Origin of the sequence: Pseudomonas sp. NPDC089395, from assembly GCF_044749525.1 — a bacterium.
Classification (GTDB): domain Bacteria; phylum Pseudomonadota; class Gammaproteobacteria; order Pseudomonadales; family Pseudomonadaceae; genus Aquipseudomonas.
On the sequence record NZ_JBIVID010000008.1, the window covers coordinates 251,935 to 266,463 of the forward strand.

Below are 14,529 nucleotides of genomic sequence, written 5' to 3' on the forward strand. Positions count from 1 at the left end.
GCAGGGCCTCATCGCCGGCTTGCCGGCGATTGGCCGTTACTGTCCCAACACCCGGCAATAGAACTGCCACTCTTCCTCCAGCGCATGCGCCAGGTTTTCGGCCTTGCGCAAGCCATGCCGCTCCCCCGGATAGAAGTGCCCTTCGGCCTCGATGCCGTTGGCCCGCAATGCCTCCAGCATCGAACGTGTCTGCTCCGGCACCACCACGGCATCCAGCTCGCCCTGGAAGAAGATCACCGGCACGTTGATCTGCGCTGCATACAACAGCGGAGTGCGCTGGCGATAACGCTCGGTATCGTGCTGCGGATCACCGATCAGCCAGTCCAGGTAATCGCCTTCGAACTTGTGCGTGGCGTGGCCCAGGGCAATGGGATCGCTGACGCCGTACAAGCTGGCACCTGCACGGAACACATCCTGGAAAGCCAGGGCACACAGGGTGGTGTAACCGCCTGCGCTGCCGCCGCGAATGAAGGCCTTGTGCCGGTCGATCAAGCCTTGCGCGGCCAGGTGCTCGACGGCAGCGCAGGCATCTTGCACATCGCTTTCACCCCAACGCAGATGCAGCGCCTGGCGATACGCACGGCCATAGCCGGTGCTGCCGCGGTAGTTCAGGTCGGCAACCGCAAAGCCCCGGTGGGTCCAATACTGAATGCGGGGGTCGAGCACTGGGTAGCAGGCGGAAGTCGGACCGCCGTGGATGAACACCACCAGCGGCGCTGGGCCTTGCGCGCGAGCTGGCGGGTAGAAGAATCCATGGGCAATTTCGCCGCCGCTGTCGTAGTGGATCGGCTTGGGCAGGCTGATGCAGGCAGCCGGTAAAACGTCGGCGCCGCCTGCCAGGATGCGCACCTCGTGGCTGGCGCGCTCGATGGCGATGACGGCGGGCGGGCTGATGGGCGAAGCGGCGATGGCGTAGAGGTGTTCGCCATCCATGGCCAGGCTGCGAAAGCGGGTGTAGGCGCTGGCGTAGCGTTCCATCCGGCCATCGGCGGTACGCATCCCCAACTGGCCAAAGCCGTCGTCGAACCAGCTGGCCAGGTAGGTTTGCGGTCCCAGTGCCAGCCAAGTGCAGGTGCCAAGCTGCCAGGGTGCGGCCGCGTGGTCTGCGGGCTCGGCAGGCAAGGCTTGCCAGTGACCGTCGATCTCACCCCACGGCTGCCAGAAACCATTGCGATCGGACAGGCAGTACAACTGGCCTGCAGCGTCGAAGCGCGGTTGCTGCAGGGATTCGTCAGCCGCTGCAATGCAGCGCGCCTGTCCCCAGTTGCCTTCGGTATCACGTGCTCGGCACATCAGCCGCGTGACCGTCCAGGGCTGCGCCGGGCGGTCCCACTCGATCCAGGCCAGGCGTTGGCCATCGCCGCTCAAGGTGGGCGAGGCATAGAAGTCGGCGCCCTCGGCAAGGACCTCCAGGGTGCATTCGTCGAAAGCGACCAGACGGTGCTGGACCGACTGCCCATGGCGCTCTTGTACTGCCAGCACCTTGCCGCCGTGCCACTGCACATCGCCGTAGCGGCTGGCGCTATCTCCTGTCAGTGCGCGGGGGGCGCCGCCTTCCAGTGGCTGGGTATAGACCTGCTGGTCCTGTTCGTTGACGAACAACAGCCCGTCGCCACCCAGGCAGAAACTGCCGCCGCCGTATTCGTAGACCCGGCTGCGCACACTGAAGCCGTCTGGCGTCAGGCAACTGGCCTGTTGCCCGTGCCAGCGCCAGACCCGGCAGGCGCCGTCGGCCGGGCGGAACTCGTTCCAGAACAGCCCTTGGCCACTGACCTTGAGCTCGGCGAAGTCGGTGCCGGCGGCGACGGCTTGAGCGGCGCTGAATTCAGCCGCGGGCGATGACACGGGAGTTGCGTTCATTGCGGAAGGTCATCTGTTCAATGGCGAGCTCGGCGGTTTGCGCCTCCTCGCGGGCCTTGAGGATGATGCCGTGGTCGGCCGACTTGGCGCACACCGGGTCGGCCTTGCTGGCATCGCCGGTGAGCATGAAGGCCTGGCAACGGCAGCCGCCGAAGTCCTTTTCCTTCTCGTCGCACGAGCGGCAGGGCTCGGGCATCCAGTCATAGCCACGGAAACGGTTGAAGCCGAACGAGTCGTACCAGATGTGCCGCAGGTCGTGGTCGCGCACGTTGGGGAACTGCACCGGCAACTGCCGGGCGCCGTGACAGGGCAGGGCGGTACCGTCCGGGGTGATGGTCAGGAACAGGCTGCCCCAGCCATTCATGCAGGCCTTGGGGCGCTCTTCGTAGTAGTCCGGGGTGACGAAGATCAGCTTGCACGGGTTGTCTTCGGCCTTGAGCTTCGCCCGGTACTCGTTGGTAATGCGCTCGGCGCGCTCGAGTTGCTCACGGGTTGGCAGCAGGCCCAGGCGATTGAGGTGCGCCCAGCCGTAGAACTGGCAGGTGGCAAGCTCGACGAAGTCGGCGTCCAGGGCGATGCACAGTTCGATGATGCGGTCGATCTTGTCGATGTTGTGCCGATGGGTGACGAAGTTGAGCACCATCGGATAGCCGTGGGCCTTCACCGCACGGGCCATCTCCAGTTTCTGCGCAAAGGCTTTCTTCGAGCCAGCCAGCAGGTTGTTCACCTGCTCGTCGCTGGCCTGGAAGCTGATCTGGATATGGTCCAGGCCGGCCTCCTTGAAGGCGGCGATGCGCGCTTCGGTGAGGCCGATGCCCGAGGTGATCAGGTTGGTGTAGTAGCCCAGCCGCCGGGCTTCGGCGATCAGCTCGGCAAGGTCCTGGCGCACCAGCGGTTCGCCGCCGGAAAAGCCGATCTGCGCCGCGCCCATTTCGCGTGCCTCGGCCATTACCTTGAACCATTGCGCGGTCGTCAGCTCCTTGCCCTGCTCGGCGAAGTCCAGCGGGTTGGAGCAGTAGGGGCACTGCAGCGGGCAGCGGTAGGTCAGCTCGGCCAGCAGCCACAGCGGCAGGCCGACCGGCACCTCAGGCGAGGGTGATCCAGTGTTCGGCACGGGCCACCTCCATGAATTGCTCGATGTCGTCGGCGACCTCGGGCACACCAGGGAATTGTTGTTCGAGTTCGGCAATGATCGCCGCCACGTCGCGGTTTCCGTCGATCAGGCCGCCGATCAGGCCGGCGCTGTCGTTGAGCTTGATCATGCCCTCGGGGTACAGCAGCACATGGCCTTTTTGCGCCGGCTCGTACTGGAAACGGTAGCCGGGGCGCCAGTTCGGCACCTGTTTGCGATCAAGACTCATAGGGCGATTCCTTTGTGCCACACCCGTTCCTGGGTGACGGAATGGTAAGGCGGGCGGTTCAGCTCGTAGGCCATGCTCATGGCGTCGAGCATGCTCCATAGGATATCCAGCTTGAACTGCAGGATTTCCAGCATACGCTCCTGGCCTGCCCGCGTGGTGTAGTGCTGCAGGGTGATCGCCAAGCCGTGTTCCACATCACGCCGGGCCTGGCCCAGGCGGGTGCGGAAGTATTCGTAGCCGGCGGGGTCGATCCACGGGTAATGCTGCGGCCAGCTGTCCAGGCGCGACTGGTGGATCTGCGGGGCGAACAGCTCGGTCAGTGAACTGCTGGCCGCTTCCTGCCAGCTGGCGCGGCGGGCGAAGTTCACGTAGGCGTCGACGGCGAAGCGCACGCCGGGCAGCACCAGCTCCTGGGAGCGCAGCTGGTCTGGGTCGAGGCCCACGGCCTGGCCCAGGCGCAGCCAGGCTTCGATACCGCCATCCTCGCCTGGCGCGCCGTCGTGGTCGAGCAGGCGCTGGATCCACTCGCGGCGGATTTCGCGGTCCGGGCAGTTGGCCAGGATCGCAGCATCCTTCATCGGGATGTTGACCTGGTAGTAGAAGCGGTTGGCTACCCAGCCCTGGATCTGCTCGCGGCTGGCGCGGCCTTCATACATCGCCACGTGGTACGGGTGGTGAATGTGGTAGTAGGCGCCCTTGGCGCGCAGGGCCTGTTCGAATTCGGCCGGGGACAGTGGCAGTGCGTCGTTCATTCAGCTGGCTCCTGTAGAACAGAAAATGCCTCGCGGGAGCAGGATCCTGTGGGAGCTGCCCAGGCTGGCTTCATCGCTGGCAAGCCAGCTCCCACAGGGACCGCGTGCATTACAACTCGATGCTCATGCCATCGTAGGCGACTTCCACCCCGCGGCGGACCACTTCGGCGCGCTCTGGAGAGTCTTCGTCAAGAATCGGGTTGGTGTTGTTGATGTGGATAAGCACCTTGCGCTGGTGCGCAAAACCATCCAGCACTTCGAGCATGCCGCCGGGGCCGTTCTGCGCCAGGTGGCCCATTTCACGGCCAGTGCGGGTACCGACACCGCGGCGCTGCATTTCGTCGTCTTCCCACAGCGTGCCATCGACCAGCAGGCAATCCGCGCCGTCCATCATCGCCAGCAGCTGGTCATCGACCTGGCCGAGGCCGGGGGCGTAGAACAGCTTGCCGCCGCTGCGCGTGTCCTCGACCAACAGGCCAAGGTTGTCGCCCGGGTGCGGGTCGAAGCGGTGCGGCGAGTAGGGGGGCGCGGCGCTGCGCAGGGGGAAGGGCGTGAACCTCAAGTTGGGGCAGGCCGGAATGACGAAGCTGCCGTCGAGCTCGATGCGGTTCCACTGCAGGCCACCGTTCCAGTGGCTGAGCATCGTGAACAGCGGGAAGCCGGTGCTCAGGTCCTGATGGACCATGTCAGTGCACCAGACCTGATGCGGGCAGCCTTCGCGCAGGCTGAGCAGGCCCGTGGTGTGGTCGATCTGGCTGTCGAGCAGCACGATGGCGTCGATGCCGGTGTCGCGCAGGGCACGCGCCGGCTGCATGGGCGCGAAGGCCTGGAGCTGGGCGCGGATGTCGGGCGAGGCGTTGCACAAGATCCAGTGCTCGCCGTCGTCGGACAAGGCGATGGATGACTGGGTGCGTGCCGTGGCGCGCAGGGTGCCATCGCGATAGCCCTTGCAGTTGACGCAGTTGCAGTTCCACTGGGGGAAACCGCCGCCGGCGGCGGAGCCGAGAATCTGGATGTACATGGCTTGGCTCTTTATCCGAAAAGCATATCTGAAAAACGACGACGCCCCGGCGGGCCGAGGCGTCGAGCCGCAAGCAAGGCTTAGCGGTTGGCGAAATACATGGTCACTTCGAAGCCGATACGCAGGTCAGTGTATGCAGGTTTGGTCCACATGGGAGACTCCTTCCGAATGGGTTGGGGTGATCAGCTACTTGTTGGGATGCCACCTTGCGCAGGAGGTTCCATTGGCTGGGATTGCGCTATCTTACAAGAAAAATTTGTACCGGAAGGTTAATTCTTCGAAAAGCGCTCTTGCAGCCGATGTAATAATCCTACCGCCAGGGCCCTGCGACTGCAGCCGCATTGGCCAGGCAGAGCCAAGGAGATTGCTCGTCGAGCATCGCATCGAGCAGCTCGTCCAGATCTGTTTGGTGCGTGCTCAGAATAGACGCGCGCAGCGATGCCAGCTCGTCACCCTGTACCGCGAGGTGCGTCTGCCACAGCCATTGCGCGAGATCGTCGTTGGCCATGGCGGCTGCATCGAATTGCTCGGCCAGCACCTGGCGGGCGCTTGGGTCGAGCTTCACGCCCTGGCGCAGCAAGGCCCACAGATGGTCGATGATTTCACCGTGGCGGGTGTGCGGCGACTGCACACCGAACAACAGGCCGCCGATGCCCTCGATCTGACGGAAGGTACTGAACACCGCGTAGCCGAGTTGCAGCTCGACCCGAAGACGTTGGTACACCGGCCCCTGCAGCAGCTGGGCCAGCAGGCGGCCGCAGGCTTGCTGGCGAGCCGGCAGCGGGCAGAACAGCAGCAGCGCATGTTCGTTGCCGGCGACCTGGGCGTGGTGCCAGCGGTGGCCCTGCCATGCGGGCGGAGCGTCCGGCTTGCCAGCATGGCCAGGGCAGCCTTGCAGCACGGCGCCAAGCGCATCGCGAGCGGTCTGGTCGAAGCCCACGGACAGCCCATGCCAGCGGCTGTGTTGCCATGCGTCTTCGAGTACCTGTTGCCCGAGAGGGCCGGCGGACCCAGGTTCGGCGGCGGTACCGAGTACGGCATCAGACAGTCGCTCAAGCAGTGCTCTGATCGGGATCAAGGCAGGCGCCTGATTCACTGGCGTGTCCCAACTGTCTGGTGAAGGTACGCGCAAGCTGGCCAGCGCCAGTTCTACAGTGCGTATCACCGCAGCCGGATGCCCGGCGCAGCGCAGTTGCCAGTACTCGCCAGGGGCGCTGAATTGCAGTTGCAATGAGGCGCGCTCACAACGCTGCTGCAGTGGGCGCAGGGCGCGTTCAAGTGCTGCGTGCAGAGGCAGGCGCAGAGCTGAAGGTATATGCCAGCGCAGATATAGCGCTGCGAACTGGCGCGCCGCAGGCAGTTGGTCGCAGAACGTAACGGCTGCGGGCAGAGGGTTCGCCTTGGCAGCAGGCAATGCGTCCAGCAGCAGCGGGTCGATGGCAGGCAGTCGCCATTGCCCCTGTTCGCGGGACGGCAACTGTGCGAGTAGCGATTGCAGCGCGTGCAAACCCTGGCTATCCAGCGCCGCGAATGGTTGGCCTGCACTGTCTCGGCGGGCCAGTTCAAGCGGGCTGGCGCTGCGTTCACGGCGCTGCTGCAAGAGCCTGAACTCGGCATTGAGCTGCGCCGGGTCAAGCTGGCGAAGGAACCCGAACCAGCCGTGTAGCAAGGCCCAGGCTTCATCGGCACTGGCGTCTGCACTTAGCTGCAAGTCGATGTGCCAGAGCACTTGCCCGGCGAAGGCGTACAGCATTTGCGCCTTGAACCCTTGCAGCCAGCCTCGCTGCCGAAGCGCGTCGAGCCAGCCGCCCGGCCTGTTGTCGCTCAGGCAGGCAAGTAACAATTCCAGTGCCTGTTCGGCGCCATTGGGCAGGTCGTCATGGGCAAAGAGCTGTGTGGTCGGTTTTGCCGATAAAGCGGGCGCAGGCAACTGCGCTACAGGTTCGCCAGGCGCGAACAGACTGGCGGCTTGCCGGCCAAGCTGTTCAAGCGTGTCCAGCGTTTGCGGGCCGCAGAGGCTCAAGGAGATTTGCCCGCCTCGATAGAAGCGCTCATGGAAACCCGCGAGGGCCCGCTGAAAGGCAGGATCCCGCAAGGCCAGCGCGTAGCGATTGCCGGCATGAAAGCCACGCAGCGGATGGTTTGCACCTACCGATTGCAACAACGCGTACTGCTGCTGGGCCTGCGGGTTGCGCGACCATGCGATGAATTCGGCGTGGATTACTTCTCGCTCGCGGCGCTGGCGATCGATGGCAAGGTCAGGTTCGGCAAGCATCTGGCACAGGCGCTGCAGCCCACCGTCCAGGGCGGCTGGCGGCACTTCGAAGAAGAAGTCGGTGGTGCGCTCGCGGGTGCTGGCGTTGACCTGGCCACCCAGGGCCTGGACGTAGCGCATCAGGCCATCGGCCAGCGGAAAGCCAGGTGTGCCAAGGAAGAAGAGGTGTTCGAGGAAATGGGCCAGGCCAGGCCATTTGGGCGGCGCATCGTGGCTGCCGGCATGCACCCGCAATGCCGCCGCCGCACGCGTGAGGTGCGGGGCGTGGCGCAGGGTGAGACGCAGGCCGTTGGCGAGGGTGAGATGGCGGGTGGCGTCAGGCATGGGAACTCCGGGGCAGGTGTTCATGCTAACCCATTTGTACTGGCAGGCCCGGCCTCATCGCCGGCAAGCCGGCTCCCACAGGCATTGCATCAGCTTTTAGAAATTGAGCAAGACAGTTGCTCCCACAGGAGAGCAGAGCAGCGCGCTTTTTGTGGGAGCCGGCTTGCCGGCGATAGGGCCGTCAGACGTTATGCCAATGCAGCTCCTGACGCAGATCCGTCAGGTAGGGAAACGCTTCGCGCCCTTGTACCACCCGCTCATGCTCCAGTTCCGCCAGCAACTGGCACTCATCGCGCCCGGCCATCGCCAGCAGGCTGCCATCCGGCCCGATGATGCTGCTCTGCCCGCAGTACTGGATCTCGCCTTCCGCCCCGCAGTAGTTGGCATACACCAGGTAGCACTGGTTCTCCTGCGCCCGCGAGCGCACGGTCACCTGGCAGACGAAATCGTAGGGCGTCATGTTCGCCGTCGGCACCAGAATCAGCTCGGCGCCCGCCAGCGCCAGGCGCCTGGCATTCTCCGGGAACTCGATGTCGTAGCAGATCAACAGCCCGACCTTCCAGCCTTCCAGTTCGACGACCGGGAAGTGATTTGCGCCAGCGCTGAACATCGAGCGGTCCAGCTCACCGAACAGGTGCGTCTTGCGGTAATTGCAAAGGCTGCGGCCATGGGCATCGATCAACTGCACGCTGTTGTAGAAGGCGCCATCCTCGGCGCGCTCCGGGTAGCCATAGACGATGGCGATGCGGTGGGCCTGGGCGATCTCCACCACGTCCATGGCCGAAGGGCCATCCTCGGCCTCGGCCAGACGCTCGACCTGCTCCAGGCCGATGTTGTAGCCGCTCAGGAACATTTCCGGGCACACCAGCAACTGCGCGCCGCGCTCGGCCGCCCGTTGCGCCTGGTGGCGCAGCCGTTGCAGGTTGCCGGGCACGTCCAGCGGGTTGGGTGTGCCCTGGAACAGAGCGATGCGCATGCTGCCTCCTTGTCTCAATCGGCCAGGGCGATAGGCCCGATCTCGTCGAACACATCGCCCGGGCCAGGGTTGTCCGGGTGGGTCTGGCCACCGAAGTGATTCATGATACCCCACACCGCGTTCAGCGAAGTCTGCACCGCGCCTTCGACCCAGGCCGGGGTCCATGACACATCGTCGCCGGCGATGAACATGCCACGCTGCTCGGCGGGCATGTCCTGCTGCATGAAGTGCGCGTACATGCGCTGGTTGTAACGGTAATGGCCCGGCAGTGCGCCCTTGAAGGCGCCGAGGAAGTGCGGGTCGGCTTCCCAGGAAATGGTGATCGGGTCGCCGATGATGTGCCCGGCGATGTCGGTCTTCGGGTAGATCTTCTTCAGTGCATCCAGGGCCAGCTGCACGCGTTTTTCCACCGGGTGCGGCAGCATCTTCAGGGCGTCGCTCATCCACGCGTAGGACAGGCAGATCACCCCCGGTTTATCGTCACCGTTGTCGAACAGGTAGGTACCGCGGGTCAGGCGGTCGGTGAGGGTCATGCTCATCAGGTCGCGCCCGGTTTGCGGGTCCTTGTCCTTCCAGAACGGCCGGTCGACCATGACGAACGTCTTCGACGACTGCATGTAGCGGGTGCGGTCCAGGGCCATCCACATTTTCTGCGAGAACAGGGATTCTTCGCAGTCGATCTGGGTGGTCAGCAGCCAGCTCTGGCAGGTGGCAAGGACAGCGCCATAGTGGCGGGTGTCGCCCCAGTTGTCGGTGACCGCCAGCCGCCCATCGGCGGCTCGGGCAATACGCTTGACGCCGGTGCGCGGCGCGCCGCCATGCAGCGAGCTGAGGCTGGTGCCCTCGGGCCAGTGGCTGCAACGCTCCGGCACATGGCGCCAGATGCCTTGCGGCACCTGTTCGACGCCACCGACGATCAGGTGCTGGTGATCGTCGCAGTTGGTCATCACCACGCGGAAGATTTCCAGCATCGAGTTGGGGAAGTCCGAATCCCAGCCGCCGGTGCCGAAGCCGACCTGGCCGAAGACCTCGCGGTGCTGGAAGCTGAGCTTGGCGAACGAGCGCGAGGTGGCGACGAAATCGTAGAACGTGCGGTCGTCCCACAGCGGCACCAGCTTGTTCCACAGTGCCTTCAGGCGCGTTACGTCGCGGTCGCGGATCGCCTGCTGGATCTCGGCGAACTGGCCACCGCTTTCCAGTGCATCGGCCCAGGCGTCGGCCACTTCGTGGAACAGTTCTGGCAGGTCACTGGCCCTTTCGGCGTAGTAGGTCTGGCCTTCCAGGTCGATGACCGTGCTGCCCGAAGCAGGGGTCAGGGGGTTGGGGAAGGGCTTGGTCTCCAGACCTAGCTTGTCTACGTAGTGGTAGAAGGCGGTGGAGGAAACCGGGAAGCGCATGCCACCGAGCTCGGCGATGATGCCGTCGGTGCCGTTGAAGGCTTGGGAGCGCAGCCTGCCACCCAACTTCGATGCCTCGTACACCACAGGTTTCAGGCCCAGCTTCATCAGCTCGTAGGCGGCCACCAGGCCCGCGATGCCGGCACCGACAATGGCAACCTCTTCACCGTGACGCTCGGCGGGAATACTGCCCAGGCCGGCAGGGTGCTCCAGCCAGTCGTCGAAGGCGAAAGGGAAGTCCGGGCCGAAGATGGTGATGGGTTTCTTGCCGTCGGCGGGGTGGCGGTTTTTCTTGTTCATGAAGTGACCTTGCCAGAGCGGCTGCGCGAAGGGCGGAGCCTGAGTATAGGAGATGGCTGGAGGTCATTTTATGGAGTGGGATGTTCGTAATTAAGATGCAGAGTGATGGCTGAATGTAAGTTGTTTCGTCATAACGACGAAGGTTTGATCAATCTTGACGATTCTGCCAACGGGGCGAGCTAGGCCGGCTGGCCGCGATCGACCTTGCTGCTCAGAATGATCGACGTGGTGGTCTTCTCCACGCCCTCGACACTGCCAATCTGGTCCAGCAGCTGGTCCAGCTGCTCTGGCGTATCGCTGCGCAACCAGGCCACATAGTCGAACTCGCCACTCACCGCGCACAGCTGCTGCACTTGTCCCATGCCACTCAAGCGGCGCACCACTTCCTTGCCGGAACGCGGCTGCACCTTGATCCCGACGTAGGCTTGCAGGCCGCCACCGATCAGGCGCTGGCCCAGGCGCACGCCATAGCCGGTGATGACCTTGCCTTTTTCCAGGCGCGCCAGGCGCGAGTTGACGGTGGTGCGGGCGATGCCCAGCTGGCGTGCCAGGGTGGCAACGCTCTCGCGGGCGTTGATCTGTAGCAGGGCGATCAACTGGCGGTCGATTTCGTCGAGGGTGATGGGGCGCGAATCCGGCATGGCAGAGTCTCTGCAGTGGGCTGGCTAGCCTAGCCAGCCATAGGGGAACAGGGCAAGGCCGAGTGCATGACGGCCATTTATGCGGCATCATAATGAGCCGTTTCAGTTGGAGGCCCGGTGTGAAGTTCGCCGACCTGCTCGAATGTTGGAGGATGGAAGTCTCCAACAAGAAAGGGCCCGGACGCCGCATCAGCCTGTTGTTCAATGTTCTGCGACGTGCACGCAAGGACAATAAACTTCGCTATCTCTTCGCTTTCCGCCTGGCGCAGTACCTCGACGCCCGCGGCGGACTGGCCCGGCGCCACGCCCGGCGCATGCAGCAGCGCTTGAACCTGAAGTACGCCGTGGACATCGACATTGGTGCACAGATTGCACCCGGCCTGCGCATCGCCCACTTGCCGGGCGTAGTGATTACCCGGCACGTAACCATTGGCCGCAATTTCTTCGTCCGCCAGAACTGCTCGATCGGCATCAAGACCCTTGGCCTGGAGCACTACGCGCTGCACATAGGCGACAATGTCAGCCTGGGGGCCAACAGCTGCATCATCGCCGATCACATCAACATCGGGGACAATGTGGTCATCGGCGCCATGTCGCTGGTAACCCGTGACATCCCAGCCAACAGCACGTTCTACAACCCTCGGCAAACCTCGCTGCGCAGCAAAGAGTAGATCTGGGTGGAAATAGAAAAGCCGCGCATTCGCGCGGCTTTGTCATGTGCAAGGCTTCCTTAATCGAGTGCCCCTGACAGTACTACCGCTCTCTCGCTGTCTGTCAGGCCATAGGCATTGAAGACGGCGTCATCCAGGGATGTCTCAAGCCGTTCAATGTCCGCGATAAGCAGGTTTCGCTCCTGCTCAAGCTTTGATTCCTTCAATCTGGCGCGCTTGGAAGTAATCTTTTCATAGACAGAGATGATCGATGAAGTCGATTCCGGAATGGGGAAATCGGCAAGATTCTTTTTCGTGTACCAAGGGTGCAGGCGATCATAGATCGCATATTTTGTGCGGATGTACCACGCGCCGAACGTACTCCCTGCCAGGCCGGCAAGCAGCTTCAGATCGTCTGCCGAACTGTTTTTGGAAATAGCGATATACAGTGCCTGATCTACAGCAGCAGGCTCTTCGATAATGGTGCACGATAGCCTTCTGCCCAGCGTCTTCCTGAGAACAACTTTGGGCTCTCTCATGAACCGCTCTGGACGCGGCTCGGCCAGCCAGTCGCCGTATGAAATGAAGCTTCCGCTGTAGCAATAATCAAAAAAACCGACATCCCGACCGCGAATTTCAGGCAGGTAGGTGTCGTTAAGTTTTTCTTCGGAATGATAAGAGCGTTTATCTTTATCAGCTTTTGTTTGGGGGCCGTCTTGATAGGCGGATTTCCCATAACCGTCTGTGCGGTAAGCGTGCAGGCCGCGGTTGATATCATACCGCTCACTGGCGGGAGAGAATGTGTCCACCTTGGCTATGATTTTCTCGTCCGCGTCGGTGTACCGGGGGTCAATGATGCCTCGCGCGATGACCTTCGAGGTGTCAAGGACAGCGTAGTCAGTGAATACGCCGGGTGCCGATGATCGAACGACTGAAATTGAATTGCTCTGGGTCGGAGAGCCGATGAAGATTGTGTTCTCGATGCTGGCTGACTTGAAGACCAGATAGTCGAAGAACACCAGCGTGTTGACGCCGTTGACTTCAACCATGAGCTTGCGAAGGTTGCTAAAGTTCGAGGAGTTCAGCCACGAGTCTGGGACGATGTAAGAGATGACACCGTTATCTTTGACAAGCGCGTAGGATCTCTCGATAAAGTACTGGTAGAAGTCGGTTTGATATTGAGAATATTTATAGTGTTCTGAGAAGTATTTCTTGTTCTCGCCGGCAGACGAGTAAAGGTACGGCGGGTTTCCGATTAAAATATCGAATTTCCCTTTGAATGCCTTGAAGAATTCCCTGTCCCAGTTAAACGTGTTGACTGACAGTCGTTCGTCCAGTGACAAGCTGTCGGCGTCGAACAGCTCGTAGAAGTCGTCACCGATAAGAGAGTTTCCGCACTTTATGTTCTTCCCGAGGTCGGGAAGTACGCGCATTTTGAAAAGATCCATCTGGCTGGAAACGACGTCGCCGTTCTCACCTTCAAGCACCTTCAGCAGGAGAGACAGCTTGGTGACCTCCACTGCCTGTGGGTCAATGTCCACGCCAAAGATATGACTGGTCAGGATGCGTCTTTTTTCCGCAATGGTGAGGCGCCACTCACCGCCCGCCGCATAGTAGAGTTTAGGATCCCTGCCTTTGGCGTGTTTTTCTGCGTTTTCTTCTACATATTTCGTGCAGTACCAATTCAACAGGTACTGGTAGGCGACGATGAGAAAGGAGCCAGAGCCACACGCAGGGTCGATGATCCGTAAGGGCGCGGAATCCTTGACTCTCGCATCATTGCCAGACACCTGGTTGGGAGTGCGACCGCTTACCCATTTTCCAATGGTGTTTTCGACGATGAACTCGGCAATGTACGAGGGGGTGTAATAGACCCCGCCGGCCTTTTTGACTTCCGGTTTTTCCGTGATCGTAATGGCGTTCTTGCTATGGCTTATTACCTTGCCAAGGAATTGCTCATACACTTGCCCAAGGATGTCCGCAGACAAAACGCTGAACACATAAGGGCTGTCGGGGTAGTAAAGTCCTTTGAGGATTTCATGCAGGACTTTTTCATCAATTTTCAAGGTCAGCGTGAAGTTGTCGAGTGTTTCCTGGGAGCCGTCTGCTTCATCAAAGTGAAAAAGGCCGGAGTTGTAGCGAGCGTCCGCTTTGCGAAAAAGCTCACAGAGCGCGGCGTAGATGTTCTTGGTGCCTTTGAGATTGCCGAGGGTTCCGTAGGGCTCGATGCCGCGGTCTTCAGCGATCCGCAGGAAGACGATTCGATCTATCGTTCGCTGGACGGCGGTATTGAGCTCTCGAATGCTGAGCGTCTTGTTCCTCAGAAAGATGTTTTTGGCCAAGGCTTCTCGCCATGACTCGATATCATCCAGGAACGCATCATCGACCTGTGCCGTGCCTCTTTTCTTGCGGGCGTCGTTGGAGAATTTATCGAAAGACCCTCTGAGAACGGACTCTTTGGACAGGATGGAATAGATCTCGTCCCAGTGCTCTACGTAGTCTTTGAAGTGGTAGATCTTGACGCGTGCCTTGCTTGCCTTGTCCGAGGGCTCCGGCTTGATGCGGCAATCGTAAATGGCAAGGTCTTCAAAGTTGGACAGTACCGATAGAGAAAGCTTGGCGCTCCAACCGTAACGCCTGAGCTGGTAGGCCGAGGGTATGTCGTCTGTGACCGGGACTGCAGGCTTCTTCGCTTCGAGAAAGAATTTTCTCGCGCCGCCGATTCTAAACGAGTAATCGGGGGCCTTGGTTCTTCCGCCTATTTTTACCGCGTCTTCATGAACGACATCCTTGTAAAGCTCGGCGTACTCGTTCTTGTTGCTGACATCCCAACCCAGAAGCTCGAACAGCGGATTGATGAACTGGATTCTTGCCTGTGTTTCATTGAATTTGCCTGAGCGGTATTCCGTTCTGTTTTCTTCATACAGTGAAACCAGTTCTCTCAGCTTTTCGGGTACGGCCATGTCAGGTTT

12 protein-coding genes are annotated in these 14,529 nt (G+C 61.5%); 1 reads left to right on the forward strand and 11 read right to left on the reverse strand.

Annotation, left to right across the window (positions count from 1 at the left end; genetic code table 11):
- Nucleotides 1–36: 36 nt before the first annotated feature.
- From ACIPZG_RS18785 to ACIPZG_RS18830, 10 genes are all read right to left on the reverse strand, one after another.
- Nucleotides 37–1,860 (reverse strand): prolyl oligopeptidase family serine peptidase, encoded by a 1,824-nt coding sequence (locus tag ACIPZG_RS18785; RefSeq protein WP_400716037.1) that lies wholly within the window; start codon nucleotides 1,858–1,860, stop codon nucleotides 37–39.
- Nucleotides 1,826–2,974: a pyrroloquinoline quinone biosynthesis protein PqqE gene (gene pqqE / locus ACIPZG_RS18790; protein ID WP_008091148.1), complete on the reverse strand. Its 1,149-nt coding sequence runs from the start codon at nucleotides 2,972–2,974 to the stop codon at nucleotides 1,826–1,828. Before pqqE ends, ACIPZG_RS18785 begins: the two co-directional genes overlap by 35 nt.
- Entirely contained in the window at nucleotides 2,946–3,221 is a 276-nt protein-coding gene (gene pqqD, locus ACIPZG_RS18795) for a pyrroloquinoline quinone biosynthesis peptide chaperone PqqD (protein ID WP_400716039.1), read from the reverse strand. The genes pqqE and pqqD overlap by 29 nt, the downstream gene beginning before the upstream one ends.
- On the reverse strand, nucleotides 3,218–3,973 hold the full coding sequence (gene pqqC / locus ACIPZG_RS18800; protein WP_008091151.1) for a pyrroloquinoline-quinone synthase PqqC: 756 nt from the start codon (nucleotides 3,971–3,973) through the stop codon (nucleotides 3,218–3,220). Before pqqC ends, pqqD begins: the two co-directional genes overlap by 4 nt.
- A gap of 109 nt (nucleotides 3,974–4,082) precedes the next feature.
- Complete coding sequence (gene pqqB / locus ACIPZG_RS18805) at nucleotides 4,083–4,994, reverse strand: pyrroloquinoline quinone biosynthesis protein PqqB (RefSeq protein WP_400716041.1); 912 nt, start codon at nucleotides 4,992–4,994, stop codon at nucleotides 4,083–4,085.
- Between the two features lie 80 nt (nucleotides 4,995–5,074).
- Nucleotides 5,075–5,146, reverse strand: a complete 72-nt coding sequence (gene pqqA / locus ACIPZG_RS18810) for a pyrroloquinoline quinone precursor peptide PqqA (protein WP_003243383.1) — start codon at nucleotides 5,144–5,146, stop codon at nucleotides 5,075–5,077.
- Between the two features lie 158 nt (nucleotides 5,147–5,304).
- Nucleotides 5,305–7,593, reverse strand: coding sequence for a pyrroloquinoline quinone biosynthesis protein PqqF (pqqF, locus tag ACIPZG_RS18815; protein WP_400716043.1), 2,289 nt, complete (start codon nucleotides 7,591–7,593; stop codon nucleotides 5,305–5,307).
- Nucleotides 7,594–7,774: 181 nt separating this feature from the next.
- Nucleotides 7,775–8,569, reverse strand: coding sequence for a carbon-nitrogen hydrolase family protein (locus ACIPZG_RS18820; protein ID WP_400716044.1), 795 nt, complete (start codon nucleotides 8,567–8,569; stop codon nucleotides 7,775–7,777).
- 14 nt (nucleotides 8,570–8,583) lie between these two features.
- Nucleotides 8,584–10,266 (reverse strand): flavin monoamine oxidase family protein, encoded by a 1,683-nt coding sequence (locus ACIPZG_RS18825; protein WP_400716046.1) that lies wholly within the window; start codon nucleotides 10,264–10,266, stop codon nucleotides 8,584–8,586.
- A gap of 179 nt (nucleotides 10,267–10,445) precedes the next feature.
- Complete coding sequence (locus ACIPZG_RS18830; protein WP_008091161.1) at nucleotides 10,446–10,907, reverse strand: Lrp/AsnC family transcriptional regulator; 462 nt, start codon at nucleotides 10,905–10,907, stop codon at nucleotides 10,446–10,448.
- Between the two features lie 92 nt (nucleotides 10,908–10,999).
- Here ACIPZG_RS18830 and ACIPZG_RS18835 point away from each other — a divergent pair, with 92 nt between their 5' ends.
- Nucleotides 11,000–11,578: a serine acetyltransferase gene (locus ACIPZG_RS18835; RefSeq protein WP_400716048.1), complete on the forward strand. Its 579-nt coding sequence runs from the start codon at nucleotides 11,000–11,002 to the stop codon at nucleotides 11,576–11,578.
- A gap of 59 nt (nucleotides 11,579–11,637) precedes the next feature.
- Here the strand turns inward: ACIPZG_RS18835 and ACIPZG_RS18840 are convergent, their stop codons facing one another.
- Complete coding sequence (locus ACIPZG_RS18840) at nucleotides 11,638–14,520, reverse strand: Eco57I restriction-modification methylase domain-containing protein (RefSeq protein ID WP_400716050.1); 2,883 nt, start codon at nucleotides 14,518–14,520, stop codon at nucleotides 11,638–11,640.
- Nucleotides 14,521–14,529 lie beyond the last annotated feature (9 nt).